A 15054-nucleotide genomic window follows, 5' to 3' on the forward strand; every position below is an offset into this window, starting at 1 on the left:
GCTTGCTGCGCCCCGTGCTGGCCGGGTGATACGGATAACAGTACAGGAAAAGTTCATATGATGCACTCATGTTCTAGATGCGAACAATGGACATTTAGCGCTGGGGCAACCGGGCGGAAAGCTCGACGGCGGCCGCCTGCAGCAGGGGAACCAGCGCCACAAGCTGCTCCATACTGAGCCGGAATACCGGCACGGCGGTGGCCAGGGAGGCGAAGGCGATGCCTTGCGAATTGAAGACCGGCACCGCCACTGCCCGCATCCCCAGCTCGTTCTCCTCATCCATCACGGCATACCCCTGGCGCCGGACCTGCTCGATCTCGGCACGGAAAGCGTCCCGGCCGGTGATGGACAGGCTGGTCAGCGGCTCCAGCGGGAGCTCCTCGAGCAGCCGTTCGCGGTCCTCGTCCTCGGCAAAGGCCACGAGCGCCTTGCCGACGGACGTTGTGTGGAGGGCGCCGAGGTGCCCGGGGTCGCTGGTCACACGGAAGGTCTGCGGGCCGTCCACCTTGTTCACGGTCAGGTGGTGGATGCCGTCGCGGACGGACAGGATGGTGGCCTCCCCCGTCTCTTCGGTGACCCGGCGCAGGATGGGCAGTGCCGTACCGGCAAAGCCGTGGTGGTTGGAGACCCGCTGGCCCAGCTGGAAGATGCGCAGGCCGAGGTGGTACCGGCGGCCGTCCGGCTCGTAGTCCACAAACCCGTCGCGGGTGAGCGAGCCCAGAAGCCGGTAGGTGGTGCTGAAGGGAAGGTCGGCGCGCCGGGAAAGCTCCGCCGCGCTGGCCCCGCGGGGCTCGTCCCCCAGCAGGACCAGCAGGCCCAGCGCCTTGCCCACCATGTCGGTGCGGGATTCGCCCTTTGCGGGTTTTATTTCTTCGGCGGGGGTATCTGCGGCCGCAGTGCCGCCTATGGCTTCGTTCACACTCATACCTCGATGTTGCCACAATGTGAGAGCTATTTCTAGATCGTGGGCAAGCTTCTTGACAGGTGACTGCCCTCACAGTCATAGTTGCTGTATCGCACAAGTAGCTCTCACCATGCGGATACTTAGTCCGGGTCTTTCCAAGGACCTCCAGCCGCCCCTTTCCCCCAACAAGGACGGCGGCTGCGATCCTCCCGATACATCCGCGACAATGTCGTCACACTGAAGGAACACCATGAGCCAGACAATCCCGTCCACGACGCCGGGCACTGTTGCCCCGGCCGGGACACCGAAGAAGGCAGCTCTTGCCAGCTTCCTCGGCAGCGCCGTCGAGTACTACGACTTCTTTATCTTCGGCTCGGCAGCCGCACTGATTTTCCCCCACGTGTTTTTCCCGAACGCTGACGCCAATGCCGCCATCATGTCCTTCGCGACGTTTGGCTTCGCTTACATCGCACGGCCCATCGGTGCCGTCATCCTGGGCCATTTCGGTGACCGGGTGGGCCGCCAGAAGGTCCTCATGTTCACCCTGGTGCTGATGGGCGCCTCCACCTTCGTCATCGGCTGCCTGCCGGACTTCAACACCGTCGGCTGGTGGGCCCCCGCGCTGCTGGTGCTGGCTCGCCTCTGCCAGGGCCTGTCCGCAGCGGGCGAGCAGGCCGGCGCCTCCTCCATGACCCTGGAACACGCACCGGACAACCAACGCTCCTTCTTTACCTCCTGGACCCTCACCGGTACCCAGGGCGGCCAGATCCTCGCCGCCCTCGCCTTCATCCCCGTGCTTGCCCTGCCTGATGAAGTCAAGTACGGCATCGGCTGGCGCATCCCGTTCTGGCTCAGCGCCGCGATTGTCGTGGTGGCATTCTTCATCCGGCGCACGCTGCACGAGCCGCCCGCATTCGCCGAAGCCCAGAAGTCCGCCCAGATCGCCAAGCTGCCTGTAGCCGATCTGCTGAAGCACCACTGGCGCGACGTCCTCCGCGTTGTCGCCTGCGCCTTCATCGCCGCCGTTTCCACTGTCTTCGGCACCCTGGCCATCAGCTACGCCAAGACCGTTGCCGGCGTGGACGGCACCACCACCCTGTGGCTCGTGGTCGGAGCGAACCTCGTGGCCCTCGGCACCCAGCCCCTGTTCGGCAGGCTGTCGGACCGGATCGGCCGCAAGCCCGTCTTCATCTACGGCGCCGTGGCCAGCGCCATCCTCACGCCGGTGTTCCTGCTGAGCCTCGAGTCCGGCAACGTCCCGCTGATGTTCCTGGCAGCCATCGGATTCTTCTCCTGCGGCTACGCGGCCTCAAACGCCGTCTGGCCTTCCTTCTACGCCGAGATGTTCAGCACCAAGGTCCGCTTCTCCGGCCTGGCCATCGGCACGCAGCTCGGCTTCCTCATGGCCGGCTTCGCCCCGGCCATCGTCGCGGCCATGGGCGGCATCAAGCCCGGCGGCTGGGTGCAGATCAGCATCTTCACCGCGATCATTTGCGGCATCGCCGCCATCTCGGCCCTGACGGCCAAGGAAACCTTCAAGGTGCCCACCAAGGAGCTCGGGCTAAAGTAGCCCAACTCAAGGAGTCCGCCTGATCAAGGTGCGTCCCGCCGTCGTGACCCCGTTTGCCCCCAAAACCGGGTCACGACCGGCGGGTCGCCGCGTTTTGGGCCGTTTTGGGTTGAAAGAAGGTCACGACGGCGGGCCGACGTCGGGGTCTTAACAGTCCCTCAGGTGGCGAGCACCTCGGCGAGGTCGAACTTCACCGGTTCCTCGAGCTGTTCAAAGTTGCAGGACTCCGGGTCCCGGTCCGGGCGCCAGCGCACGAACTGCGCCGTGTGGCGGAACCGCTCGCCTTCCATGTGGTCGTATTTCACTTCCAGCACCCGTTCGGGCCTCAAGGGCGTGAAGGACAGGTCCTTGCCAGCGCTCCACCTGCTGCCCTCGGCATTGCGGGGTGTCCGGGCACCCTCCTCCTGCTTGGCCCAGGCCCACGGGTGCTCGTCGAAACTGGTGACCAGGGGCTGGAGTTCCTCAAAAAGCTCCTTGCGCCGCTTCATCGGAAACGCCCCCACCACGCCCACGCTGGCGAGTTCGCCGTCGGGCTTGTACAGGCCCAGCAGCAGCGACCCGATCGTGTCCGGACCGCTCTTGTGCACGCGGTAGCCAGCCAGGACGCAGTCGGCGGTCCGTTCGTGCTTGATCTTGAACATCACACGCTTGTCCGGTTGGTACGGCCCGTCCAGCGGCTTGGCGATGATCCCGTCCAGGCCGGCGCCCTCGAACTGGTGGAACCACTTCCCGGCCAGCTCCGGATCCTGCGTGGCGGCGGTCAGGTGGACCGGGGCGCTGGCGGAGGCGAAGGCCTGTTCCAGGGCCGCCCGCCGCTCGGCGAACGGACGGCCGCTGAAGTCCTCGTCGCCGAGGGCCAGCAGGTCAAACGCCACGAACTTCGCCGGCGTCTGCTCGGAGAGCATCTTGACCCTGCTGGCGGCAGGGTGGATCCGCTGCTGCAGGGCGTCGAAGTCCAGCCGGTCCCCGGAGGCACCCACCAGGACGATCTCGCCATCAAGCACGCATTTGGGCGGCAGGTTGGCCTTCAGCGCCTCCACGAGCTCGGGGAAGTAGCGCGTCATCGGCTTCTCGTTGCGGCTGCCGATCTCCACGTCATCGCCGTCGCGGAAAATGATGGAGCGGAATCCGTCCCACTTCGGCTCGTAGCTCAGGCGGCCTTCGGGGATGGCACCGACCGATTTGGCCAGCATCGGGGCGACAGGGGGCATGACCGGCAGCTGCATAGGCCCCATTCTTGCCCGGCACCCGCCCGGGCGCCACCCCCCGACCGCCGCCCCAGTCCCCCCACCTCGAGTAGCCCCACCCTCGACATGGCCACCGCCCGCCGGTAGACATTAACGATGGCAGCTATCGGTTTCCACGCTTCGCACGAACAGATCAGCCCCGGCCAGCTCCTGAAGGACGTCCAACGTGCCGAGGAGGCCGGCTTCGACGCCGCCATGTGCTCGGACCACATCGAACCGTGGTCGGCGCGGCAGGGGCATTCGGGTTTCGCGTGGTCCTGGCTGGGGGCTGCCCTGGCCACGACCGGCCTGCGCTTCGGCGTGGTAACCGCGCCGGGGCAGCGGTACCACCCGGCCATCATTGCCCACGCCTCGGCCACACTGGCATCCATGTTTCCCGGCCGGTTCTGGATGGCTCCGGGCAGCGGCGAGAACATGAACGAGCACGTCACGGGTGACCCCTGGCCGCTGAAGGAAACCCGCCAGCAAAGGCTGGAGGAGTGCGTGGACGTCATCCGCCGGCTACACGCCGGCGAGGAGGTGACACACCACGGCCTGGTCACCGTGGAGCAGGCGCGGATCTGGGATGTGCCCTCGCCCCCGCCGCCCCTGATCGCGCCGGCCATCAGCGTGGAGACCGCCCGCCGTGCCGCCGGCTGGGCAGACGGCCTGGTGACGGTGAACCAGCCGGCCGAAAAGCTCACTGAAATGCTGGCGGCGTACCGGGCCGAAGGCGGCAAAGGGAAGGCCGTGCTGCAGATCCACCTGTCCTGGGCTCCCCGCGAGGAGGACGCCGTCGCCATTGCCCTGGACCAGTGGCGTTCGAATGTCTTCGCCCCGCCCATCCCCTGGGACCTGCCGACGGCGGCGCACTTCGACGGCGTCAGCGCCGACGTCGGGGAGGCCCAGATCCGGAAATCGGTGAACGTGTCCGCCAGCCTGGACCGCCACGTGCAGTGGCTGGGCGAGTATCTGGACCTCGGCTTCGACGAGCTGTACCTCCACTTCGTGGGGCAGGAGCAGGCGCCGTTCATCGACGCCTTCGCAGACAGCGTCCTGCCGCAGCTGCGCAAGGTGCCGGTGGCATGAACATCGCGGAGACATCGGACCTGTGGTGGAAAACCGCCGTCGTCTACTGCCTGGACGTGGAAACCTTCTTTGACCACGACGGCGACGGCACCGGCGATTTAAGCGGCCTGACCCAGCGCGTGGACTACCTGGCGGCGCTGGGCGTGAACTGCATCTGGCTCATGCCCTTCTACCCTTCCCCCGACCGGGACGACGGCTACGACGTCACGGACTTCTTCGACGTCGACCGCCGGCTCGGCACGCTGGGCGACTTCGTGGAGTTCATCCGCACCGCGAAGGACCGGGGCATCCGGGTGATCGCCGACTTCGTGGTCAACCACACCTCCAACCAGCACCCCTGGTTCGTCGAGGCCTGCAAGTCGGTGGACAACCCGTACAGGGACTACTACGTCTGGCGGAGCGATCCGCCGCCGGACACGTCCTCCGAAGTGGTGTTCCCGGGCGAACAGACCTCCATCTGGACGCAGGACGATGCCACCGGCGAGTGGTACCTGCACATGTTCATGGAGCACCAGCCGGACCTGAACGTCACCAACCCCAAGGTGCGCAACGAGATCGCCAAGGCCATGGGCCTCTGGCTGGAGCTCGGGCTCGACGGTTTCCGGCTGGATGCGGTGCCGTTCTTCCTGGAGACCCGCGGCGCGCCCAAGGACGAGGCGGCCAACATCGATCCGCATGATTACCTCAGCGCCCTGCGCAGCTTCGTCAACCGGCGCAACGGCGGCGCGGTGCTGCTGGGGGAGGTGAACCTTCCGTACAAGGACCAGCTGGAGTATTTCGGCGGCGCCGAAGGCAACGAGCTGAACATGCAGTTCGACTTCATGTCCATGCAGCACATTTACCTCTCGCTCGCCCGGCAGGACGCCCGGCCGCTGGCCGAGACGCTGAAGACACGCCCCCGGCTGCACCCGGACAACCACTGGGCAATGTTCGTGCGCAACCATGACGAGCTCACGCTGGACAAGCTCAGGGACGGCGAGCGGGAGGAGGTTTTCGCCGCGTTCGGACCGGACAAGAACATGCAGCTCTACGGCCGGGGTCTGCGGCGCCGGCTGCCGCCGATGCTGGACGGCGACGCCGACCGGATCCGGATGGTCTACTCCCTGATGTTCTCCCTGCCCGGCACACCGGTGCTCTTCTACGGCGAGGAGATCGGCATGGGCGAGGACCTGCGGCAGAAGGGCCGCGCCGCCGTCCGCACGCCCATGCAGTGGAACGACGAAAAGAACGGCGGCTTCTCAAGTGCCAAGGTGTCCGAGCTGGTGGTCCCGCTGCCCCGCGGGGAGTATGGCCCGGAAAAGGTCAACGCGGCCAGCGCCAAACGGGACCCCGAGTCGCTGTGGAACTTCATGGTCACGCTCATCCAGCGGTACCGCGAATCGCCGGAGCTGGGCTGGGGCGAGTTCGCCGTCCTCGAACAGCCGGAGCCGGCCGTGTTTGCGCACCGCTGCAGCTCGGCGGAGGCCACGGTGGTGCTGCTGCACAACTTCCGTGAGGCGCCGGTCAAGGTCGCCGCGAACGTCGGGTCCGGGGACAGTCCGCCGCGGGCTTTCAGGGACGCCATCCTGCTGGACCTGTTCGACGGCGGGAACGTTCCGTTGGAGGCCGACGGCGGGTTCACCGTTGAGCTGGGACGGTACGGCCACCGCTGGTTCCGGGTCCACCGGCCCGGCGACCGTCTGGCGCCCTGACCTGGGGCCGGCGGGCCCCGCGCCCCTGCTAAAGGTTCCGGCGGAAGACCTTCACCTCCCAGGGACGCAGACCCAACGGCTGCAGTTCGCCGGGGTCCGCCGGATAGTTGCCCAGCACCAGTTCCGCCGTTCCCCGGCCGCCATCAACCCGGGTGCCGTCGTCGACCTCCGCCGTCCGGCCGGTCCCCGAAAAGTTGCCCAGCACCAGCAGTTCCGCTTCCGGAAGCGAGCGTTTGAACGCGTAGACGTGTTCGTCGTCGAGAAGCAGCATGCTGAAATCCCCGTAGGCCACGACGGGGTCCGCGTGCCGGAGGGCGATCACCTTGCGGTAGAAGCTGAAGACGGAGTCGGGGTCGTCAACCTGTGCGGCGGCGTTGATCGTGTTCGCGTTCGGGTTCACGGCTATCCAGGGTGCCCCGGTGGTGAAGCCGCCATGCCGGCTGGCGTCCCACTGCACGGGTGTCCGGGCGTTGTCCCGGTTCAGCGGCGCCAGGGCAGCGAGAACCTCCGCGTCGGTGTGGCCCAGGTGCGTGGTGGCTTCGCGGTGGTGGTTGAGGACTTCGATGTCGCGGTAGTCGCTGATGGCGCCGAACGCCATGTTGGTCATGCCCAGCTCTTCACCCTGGTAGACGTACGGCGTGCCGCGGTGCAGGTGCAGGACTGCGGCGAGCATCTTCGCCGACAGCTCCCGGTGCTGGCCGTCGTCGCCGAACCGGGACACGGCACGGGCCTGGTCGTGGTTGCCCCAGTAGAGGCTGTTCCAGCCGCGCTCCGCGAGGCCTTCCTGCCAGCGGCCCAGGGACTTCTTCAGGTTGGTGAGCAGCAGCTTCTTGGGCCGCCATTTGTTGCCGCCCTCCTGGTCCAGGGCCACGTGTTCGAATTGGAAGACCATGTCCACTTCCTGGCGTCCGGGATCGGTGAAGAGGGCGGCGTCCTCCACCGTCACCCCGGGCATCTCGCCCACCGTGAGCAATTCCTTGTCCCGCCCGGCGAAGACTTCCTGGTGCATCTCCTGCAGGAACTCGTGGATGCGGGGCCCGCAGATGAAGTACCGGCCGCCGTCGCCGTACAGCATGCCTTCGGCCATTGGCCCGTCCGGCAGCGACTGCTCCTTGGAAATGAAGTTGATGACATCCATCCGGAAGCCGTCCACACCCCGGTCCAGCCACCAGTTCATCATGTCGTAGATGGCGGCCCGCACGTCCGGGTTTTCCCAGTTGAGGTCCGGCTGCTTCCTGGAGAACAGGTGTAGGTAGTACTCCCCCGTCTGCGCGTCGTACTCCCAGGCGGGGCCGGAGAAAGCAGAGCCCCAGTTGTTTGGCTCCGCACCGGGCATTCCGGGACCGGGCGCACCCGGCTCGGCGCCCTCGCGCGGCGGCCGCCACCAGTACCAGTCCCGCTTCGGGTTGTCCTTGCTGGAACGGGACTCCACGAACCACGGATGCTCGTCCGAGGTGTGGTTCACCACGAGGTCCATCACCAGCTTCATGTCCCGCGAGTGCAGGCCGTCCAGCAGTTCGTCGAGCGTTTCCAGGTCGCCGAACACGGGATCGATGTCGCGGTAGTCGCTGATGTCGTAGCCGTTGTCATCCTGCGGCGAGCGGTACACCGGGGACAGCCAGACGACGTCGACCCCCAGCTTTTTCAGGTAGTCGAGCTTGCCGATGATCCCGCGGAGGTCGCCGATGCCGTCGCCATCGGAATCCGCGAAGCTGCGTGGGTAGATCTGGTACACCACCGCGCTCTTGAACCATTCCCTGCCGGCCCGGTAGGCCGCTTCTGCCTCGGTTTCCTGGGTGGTCATCGCTGGCTCCTCCTGGTCGACGGTGGCGGGCTGCTGGCCCACTGAAAGTCTTGTTCCAGAAGAATCGGCGGTCAATGGCTTACGTCAGGGGAAGATCTGTGCCATCAACGGCGAACAGGTCCAGAAGGGCAACACCTCGGACATGGTCTTCCCGGTCCCCGAGATCATCGACGTCATCTTCACGGGCACGCCTCCCGGAGCCGGAGTCGGCCGGATACCCCAGCGTTCCTCGCCCCGGGAGACGAACTCGTCACGTACATGCGCGGTGTCGGCGAAATGCGCCACCGGATGCAGGCGTTCTCTTAGGGCTGGAGCCGCAGCATCGGCACTACAACAGGCGATCCTGCCCGCCAGTCGAGCACGGCTGACTGCGTCTGGCCCTCTCCAACGAGAACGTCCAGGGCGTTGGGGTCGCTCGTGTCCGTGTCCCTGGACGGGATGCTGCCGTCAAAGACTCCTGCTCCGCCGCCGAAGCGCCATTCCTTGATCCAGGACGGGTCGCCGGCTTCCCAGTACGCGCCGTCATACACGGGCCGCACGTTGCCGACACCCTCGCTGGCCTCCGCGTTGCCGAACATGGCGACTGACATCCGGGCCGTCGCGGGATCCAGCCCGCCGAGGGCCGCCTTGGGGACCCGGGTAACGATCTGCCGTGCCTCCGGAACAGCCAGCAGCGACACCGGTGAGGTGCGGGTGCCGTCCGGGGCGTAGACTCCGGCGCCGTCGAACCGGCCGTCGGTGACGATCACCGAATCCCAGGCGTGCTCCACATTGATGTTGGTGCCGGGCAGGCCCGGTGTTGCTCCGCCCTCGCCCGTGCCCAGGTAAATGTTGACGCGCTGGTGCGAAATGGCCTGCCCGCCCCACGGGTTGGTCACCTCGCCGGCGATGGTGGACACGAAGGCATAGTCGTCCCCAGCGTCGTAAACCTCCACACCGGTCAGGTCAAAGGCGCCCGGCACATACGCGCTGTTGGTCGGGTACTTGTAGGTGCCCGGGCCGTTGTCGTCGCCCACGGGGTCCGCAAGCGCGCCGATGCGGCTGCCGTAGTAAAGGACGGTGCGGTCCTCGACGGCGGTGCCGCCATCTTCGGCGACCGCTGCGACGACGATCTTGTTCTTGGCACCGCTGAGGGGGACCTCCAGCGAGAAGGTTCCCTTTCCGTCGGTGCCCTGGGTGACGGGGGCCTCCGTGACGGTTCCGTTCACGGAAACATGCACCTTCGCTGCGCTCGTCGTTCCGCGGACGACGGCGGCCGCCGAGTCCGCCGTCGACAGCGCCTCCGGTGCGGTGAGCGCGAGTTCGGGGTTCGAAAGCGGAACTCCGCTTGCATAGCGGGCGGCGACGTTTTGGGGTGTCTCCACGGGAGCGCCCCCCTTCACACCGGCGGCCAGCCGGACGTACTGGGCCATGGCCCAGGAGAGCGGCGACGCCGATCCGGTGCTTCGCCCCGGTTCGTGGCCGTACGAGGTGGGCTCGTCCCGGTCCCAGACCTGCTCGGGGATCATGTAGCCTGCGTTGGCCGCAGAATGCATGGTCTGCAGGTGCGGCAGCGCATCCTGTCCGTTGGCGAGGGCGTATTCGCCGCGTTCACCGCTCAGGAGGGGCCAGAGGCGGCCGATGCCGGTGCCGTCCCACGGCGAGCCGTCGGCCTTTTCGCCGTAGCCGTCATAGGTGTAACGGTGCCACATCCGCCCGCCCGGCGTTTCCTGCGAGATCGAGGCGTCGGTTTCCGCCAGGGAGTCGGCGACGTAGGGGTCGGCCGGTGCCTTCACGCCGAGCCGGACGAACTCCAGGAACCCGCCGTCCAGGACGGCATTCTCGGGGTGCACCCCGGCGCCGTTGCCCCAGTCGCGGGTGGCGCCGTCGTTGGGGTTGCCGGTGGCGCTGATGCGCAGGTAATACTTGCCGTCGCCCACCGGGCCGTTGGTGGTGAACATCCATGTCTCGGTGTTGCGCTGCCATTCGTCCGCCGTGGCGCGGTAAATGGCCGCGGAACCGGCGTCGCCGTTCTTCGCCGCGATGTCGCCCGCGGCGGCGAGCGCCGCAATCTGGGAGGCAAGGGTGGAGGTCGAGTATCCGCCGGTCTCTTCCCAGCGCTCCTGCGGCGTCCTGGGACCCGCCGCAACGAGGTAATCGGCGGCGGGCTTGAGCTCGTCGCGGTAGAACGAGGCGTCAGTACGGCCGATCTGGTTCGCCAGCAGGATGGGGAATGCCGTCTCGTCCAGCTGGATGCCGTTCTGGCCGGTCGTCCCGTCCACGCGTGAGGTCTGCGGGAAGTGCCCGTCCGGCTGCTGCTGGTACTTGAACAGCCATTCGACGCCCCGGGCAGCGGCATCCTCGTCACCGGCTGCCAGCAGAGCGGTTACGGACTGGTACATGTCCCGTGCCCAGACGGCGTGGTAGCCTTCGCGGTGGGTTTCGGCGCTGGCCGCCTGGCCCCACGGAATAGTCAGCGAGGCGATGAAGGCGCCGGGGAAGGTCTTGTCCTCGTGGGATTTCACCGTCATGAGGGATACGTCGTACTGGGTGCGGAGGTCACCCTGCAGTGAATCGGCGGGCTTGTCCAGCGACTTCAGGTACTTCTTCCACTCCCCGGTGTAGCTCTTGCTGACCTTCTTGTACCCGGCCTTGAGGCTCGCCTTGGCGGTGGCGAGTGCCTCGGACGTCCCGGCACCGAAGCCCAGGGCCATCGAAAATTCGGTTTTCCCGCCTGCCGCCAGCGGAATCTGCCCGGTCTGCGAAATGTTCCCGGGGCCTGCCGTTGCGGACGCGTTGTCCAGCCGGCCATCGGCAGCGAGGTCGGTCCAGCCGTCGCTGGTTCCCACGTAGCCGTTGGTGGCAGCACTGAATCCCACCGATGAAACGAGCGCGGTGGCCACGGGAGTGGCTGCGTCTGCGAGGTCGGAGGCCAGGAGAGCACCGTCCGACACACTGCCGGAGTCTCCCCCGGAGGTTCCCGCCAGAGACGGGTCGGAGAGAACGAACAGCTGGTAGTCACCGCCGTCGAGCACTTCGAACGTGACGCCCAGCATCACGGTGGAGCGCTGGGGGTCAGTGACATAAGTCTTGGTGAGCCGCCAGCGGCCAGCGTTGTCCGTGGTGGTCTGGCGGTAGCTGAGGGCCTTCGGATCGGCAAGGTCCACCGTGCGGGTGGTCTGTTCACTCTCGCGCTGGGCAGTGGTGCCGTCACTGACGGCGAACTGCAGCTCCCGGGTGTTGGGGGTGTCGGCCCGCGGGTAGTACACCTCGCTCATGGTGCCTTCAGTAAGCGTGTACCAGACCTTCGAGGCCGGGTTGAGGGAGGTGCCTACGCCCTCCTTGTCCCCCTTGGTCCAGGTGGCGGCGGCGCCCGGCGAGCCGGGCGCATCGCTTGCCTCCGCCATGGCGGGGATCAGGCCCAGCGACGAAACCACCACCGCGAGGGCGGTTGCGGTACAGGCGGATTTAAGGCGTTGCTTCATTGCTCTCCTCAAAAGTGGGTGCGAAAGTGTCCGCCCGGAAGGCCGTGAAGTAACCCCCAGACTGAACGCAGCAGGTTTATTAATAGCTTTAATAAACCTCTGCCAGCTAGTATGGGAGAGCATTTGTCCGGGCGTCAAGGGGTGGGGAAAATATGTCGGCGAAGCGTACAGCCGCCACCGCCCCGGTCCTGCGCCGGATCACCGCGGAGGCCGTCCTCCGAGCGTTCGTGGCCGGAGACGAGCTGACGGCCGGCGACCTCATTGCGGCAACGGGGCTCTCCCGCCCCACGGTCCACTCCGTATGCGATGAACTCATCGGCCTGGGATGGGTGCGGGAAACGGACGCCGCCTCTGCGCCGGCGGCGTCCCTGCCTGCCACTTCGGGGGGACAGCCGGCAGGCAGCGGATCCAACGCGGGAGGGCGTCCATCGCGCCGGTATTCCCTCAACGCCGCCGCCGGCTTCGTGGCGGGAATCGACCTCGGTGCCACCAAGATCTCGTGCTGCCTGGCTGACCTCCGCGGTCAGATCCTGGTGGAAGCCACCGAACCGTGGCGGGATGAACACGTGGGCGCTCCCGAGCGCGTCATGACCGCTCGCCGCATCATGCGGGCACTGCTCGATGAGGCGGGCTTGAAGGCCGGAACCGTGCTGGCGGCAGGCATGGCTGTGCCGGCTCCGGTCACTGATGACGGCCATGCCGTCGCGCTGGAGTCCTACCTTCCGGGGATGGCTTCCCTGGACCTGCGCGACGCCCTTCAGCCGGACTTTGAGTGGCCCCTGCTGGTGGACAACGACGCTAACCTTGCAGTGTTGGCGGAACGCTGGTGCGGGTCCGCCCAAGGCGTGGACAACGTCGTCGTCCTCCTGGCCGGTGAGCGTCTCGGGGCTGGCATCTGCCTCGGCGGAAGGCTGATCCGCGGCAGCGGAGCAGCGGGCGAAATGCGCTTCCTGGAGTTGGTCGAGGGCGTGGGCAACACGGATGCGGTCGGGGGCATGTGCCGGGAGCTTGGCGCCATCGCCGCTGCGGAGATCCTTGCCGGCGACCGTCCCGAGACCCCCGTCGGGAGCGTCCTTGTGGAACTCTGCGGGCACCGCCCCGAGGACGTCACGGCCGAGATGGTGGTTGAGGCCGCCCGCCGCGGCGAGCCGGCCGCCGTCGAAGTGGTGGCAGTGGTGATGGAGCGCACGGCGCGGGCGGCAGCGGTAGTGAGCACACTCCTTGACCCCGAACTGCTGGTCCTGGCGGGTGGTCCCGCCGGCAGCGGGGACGTGCTGCTTCCCGTCTTCGAGCAGAAGCTGAGCCAGCTTAACTCGGCCCGGCCCCGGCTGGCCGCCTCCACACTCGGGGAGCACTCCGCACTCGTGGGGGCCGTCCGCACGGCGCTGGACCACGCATTAGAGCGCCTCCTCGCCTAGCCGCCGGCCGTTCCGCGGCAGTTCGGGACGCCCATTTCCGACCCGAAACCGCCAGGGCGCCGGAAACTAACCGGGCGCTAACGGGCAGGAAACGCGGGCGCAACAATGTCACGCCACACTTGGTTGTGCCGGCAATTGCAGGCACCAGCTCCAGCTCAGGAGGCCACGCCATGTTGAAGGAAGCCAAACCCCACATCACCCGGGTCCGTGCCCTGGACCAGCTGCATCGCGGCGACGAGATCGAGGCCCGCCTGTCGGTGGGCCCCTGCTATGACGACGTCATCGTCCGCCGCGGCAGCGTCCAGGAGACGGCCCCGGGCATCGGTGTCGTGTGGATCATGGATCATCACTCGGGCATGCGCAAGGCCATCAATACGGACGAATGCAGCGTTTGGCGCGTCGCCTGAGCCGTCTAACCGCCAGCCACGGACTGAATAATCAGCACTTCCTGGCCGGCAGAAACTTCCGTTTCCAGACCGCGGAGACGCCGGACCTCCTCGCCGTTCACGTAAATATTCACGTAACGGCGGAGCGCACCCGTCTCGTCCCGCAGCCGCCTGGCGAGCACCGGGTACGTCCCGGTCACGGAATCCAGCAACCAACCCACACTCACCGCCCCGTCGGCGGGTGTAGTCAGTATGGACTGCCCGCCGGCGAGCGGCTGGAGGACGCCGGGAAGGACCACGCTGATCTCAGCCACCGCACATCCTCATGCGGGAGTCCCCGCTGCAACCGGGGCTCCGGCCACTACGGCAGCGCGAACGCACAGCACATCCGGAAGATGGGACGCCACTTCCGCAAAGGTTTCACCTTCGTCGGCGCTGGCATACACCGCGCCGCCGCGGGTTCCGAAGTACACCCCGGCGGGTTCTGCGGAATCCACGGAGGCCGCGTCACGGAGCACCGCGTTGAATTCTGACTGCGGCAGCCCGGAATCCAGGCGCTTCCACGTCGAACCGGCATCGTCGGTACGGTGCACGGCGAGCTTTCCGTCCGGCGGGATGCGTTCGCCGTCGGCTTTCAGGGGAACAACCCAGGCCGTGCCTGCCCGCCTGGGGTGCGTCAGCATGACGAACCCGAAATCGGCCGGCAGGCCTTCCGCTATCGATTCCCAGTTCTCGGCATTGTCGTCGGTGCGGTACACGCCGTGGTGGTTCTGCGCGTAAAGGCGGCCTTCGACGGCGGCATCCGCCGCAATCTTGTGCACGCACTGGCCGAATTCCGGGTTGGGATCGGGCATGAAGTAGGCGGAAATGCCTTTGTTCCGCGGCTCCCAGGACGTCCCGCCGTCGAGCGAGCGGTAGACGCCTCCCGTGCTCATGGCCACGTGCACGTCGTCCCCGGAGGGGTTGACCACGATCGAGTGGGCGGCCGCGCCGCCATATCCTGCGCCCCATTCGCTGCGGTGCGGGTGGTCCCACAGTCCGCGGTTCAGCTCGAAGTGCTCGCCGCCGTCGGTCGATTTCCACACCGAGATCGGCTCCGCACCGGCCCAGACCACCCCCGGGCGGGATTCGGCATCGGGGTAGATTTGCCAGATGCGTTCCACGGCGGCGTCGGTGCCTTCGGGGAACTTGATGGCGCCCTGCTCGGGCTCGGTCCAGCTGGCGCCGAGGTCATCCGAGTGGGCAACGTACGGACCCCAATGCTCAGACCGCACCCCCACCATAATGCGTGTACGGCCGTCCCCGCGTGTCGATTCCGATGCTCGGTATCTCGCTCATCAGGAAGTGCGGGCCGGAAAAGGACCATTGCTTCCGGTCCTGGCTGGTGGCCAGCCAGAGGCCTTTTTTGGTCCCGATCGCTAAAACGAAACTCTCTGAGGCATTCATGCACCCCATGCAACCACTCCGGCAGAGGGGCTGCAATGGTTTGGGCCCCCACGGAT

The 15054-nt window shown here is 66.9% G+C and carries 10 protein-coding genes and 2 pseudogenes; 6 read left to right on the top strand and 6 right to left on the bottom strand.

Annotated elements, in window-relative coordinates; translation table 11 throughout:
• Nucleotides 1–94 precede the first annotated feature (94 nt).
• Nucleotides 95–925 carry an IclR family transcriptional regulator gene (locus QFZ33_RS00740; protein ID WP_307023956.1) on the bottom strand — a complete coding sequence of 277 codons (831 nt, stop codon included), beginning with the start codon at nt 923–925 and terminating at the stop codon, nt 95–97.
• Nucleotides 926–1154: 229 nt separating this feature from the next.
• Between QFZ33_RS00740 and QFZ33_RS00745 the strand changes: the two genes are divergently transcribed.
• Entirely contained in the window at nt 1155–2474 is a 1320-nt protein-coding gene (locus QFZ33_RS00745; protein WP_214851973.1) for an MFS transporter, read from the top strand.
• Nucleotides 2475–2632: 158 nt separating this feature from the next.
• Here the strand turns inward: QFZ33_RS00745 and QFZ33_RS00750 are convergent, their stop codons facing one another.
• Nucleotides 2633–3700 carry an ATP-dependent DNA ligase gene (locus tag QFZ33_RS00750; protein ID WP_307023958.1) on the bottom strand — a complete coding sequence of 356 codons (1068 nt, stop codon included), beginning with the start codon at nt 3698–3700 and terminating at the stop codon, nt 2633–2635.
• Nucleotides 3701–3817: 117 nt separating this feature from the next.
• Between QFZ33_RS00750 and QFZ33_RS00755 the strand changes: the two genes are divergently transcribed.
• Together QFZ33_RS00755 and QFZ33_RS00760 are read left to right on the top strand one after the other, a co-directional pair.
• Complete coding sequence (locus tag QFZ33_RS00755; protein ID WP_307023960.1) at nt 3818–4789, top strand: TIGR03885 family FMN-dependent LLM class oxidoreductase; 972 nt, start codon at nt 3818–3820, stop codon at nt 4787–4789.
• Complete coding sequence (locus QFZ33_RS00760; protein WP_307023961.1) at nt 4786–6480, top strand: alpha-amylase family protein; 1695 nt, start codon at nt 4786–4788, stop codon at nt 6478–6480. The genes QFZ33_RS00755 and QFZ33_RS00760 overlap by 4 nt, the downstream gene beginning before the upstream one ends.
• Before the next feature lie 28 nt (nt 6481–6508).
• Here QFZ33_RS00760 and QFZ33_RS00765 read toward each other — a convergent pair whose 3' ends face one another.
• The gene (locus QFZ33_RS00765) at nt 6509–8284 is read right to left on the bottom strand and encodes a glycoside hydrolase family 13 protein (RefSeq protein WP_307023963.1); all 1776 of its coding nucleotides are present in this window, start codon (nt 8282–8284) and stop codon (nt 6509–6511) included.
• Nucleotides 8285–8306: 22 nt separating this feature from the next.
• Between QFZ33_RS00765 and QFZ33_RS23815 the strand changes: the two are divergent.
• Nucleotides 8307–8450, top strand: a pseudogene (locus QFZ33_RS23815) (hypothetical protein); the annotation flags it as partial.
• 136 nt (nt 8451–8586) lie between these two features.
• On the opposite strand, the gene QFZ33_RS00770 reads toward QFZ33_RS23815, so the two are convergent.
• Nucleotides 8587–11748: a glucan 1,4-alpha-glucosidase gene (locus tag QFZ33_RS00770; RefSeq protein WP_307023965.1), complete on the bottom strand. Its 3162-nt coding sequence runs from the start codon at nt 11746–11748 to the stop codon at nt 8587–8589.
• Nucleotides 11749–11900: 152 nt separating this feature from the next.
• Between QFZ33_RS00770 and QFZ33_RS00775 the strand changes: the two genes are divergently transcribed.
• Together QFZ33_RS00775 and QFZ33_RS00780 are read left to right on the top strand one after the other, a co-directional pair.
• Nucleotides 11901–13166: an ROK family transcriptional regulator gene (locus tag QFZ33_RS00775; RefSeq protein WP_307023968.1), complete on the top strand. Its 1266-nt coding sequence runs from the start codon at nt 11901–11903 to the stop codon at nt 13164–13166.
• A 170-nt stretch (nt 13167–13336) separates the two neighbouring features.
• Entirely contained in the window at nt 13337–13573 is a 237-nt protein-coding gene (locus QFZ33_RS00780) for a hypothetical protein (protein WP_307023970.1), read from the top strand.
• Nucleotides 13574–13578: 5 nt separating this feature from the next.
• Here the strand turns inward: QFZ33_RS00780 and QFZ33_RS00785 are convergent, their stop codons facing one another.
• Together QFZ33_RS00785 and QFZ33_RS00790 are read right to left on the bottom strand one after the other, a co-directional pair.
• A complete protein-coding gene (locus QFZ33_RS00785; RefSeq protein WP_307023972.1) occupies nt 13579–13866 on the bottom strand; it encodes a MoaD/ThiS family protein in 288 nt (95 codons plus the stop codon).
• Between the two features lie 9 nt (nt 13867–13875).
• A pseudogene (locus tag QFZ33_RS00790) lies at nt 13876–15007 on the bottom strand (WD40/YVTN/BNR-like repeat-containing protein).
• Nucleotides 15008–15054 lie beyond the last annotated feature (47 nt).

The sequence above is a fragment of the Arthrobacter globiformis genome (assembly GCF_030815865.1).
GTDB lineage: Bacteria > Actinomycetota > Actinomycetes > Actinomycetales > Micrococcaceae > Arthrobacter > Arthrobacter globiformis_B.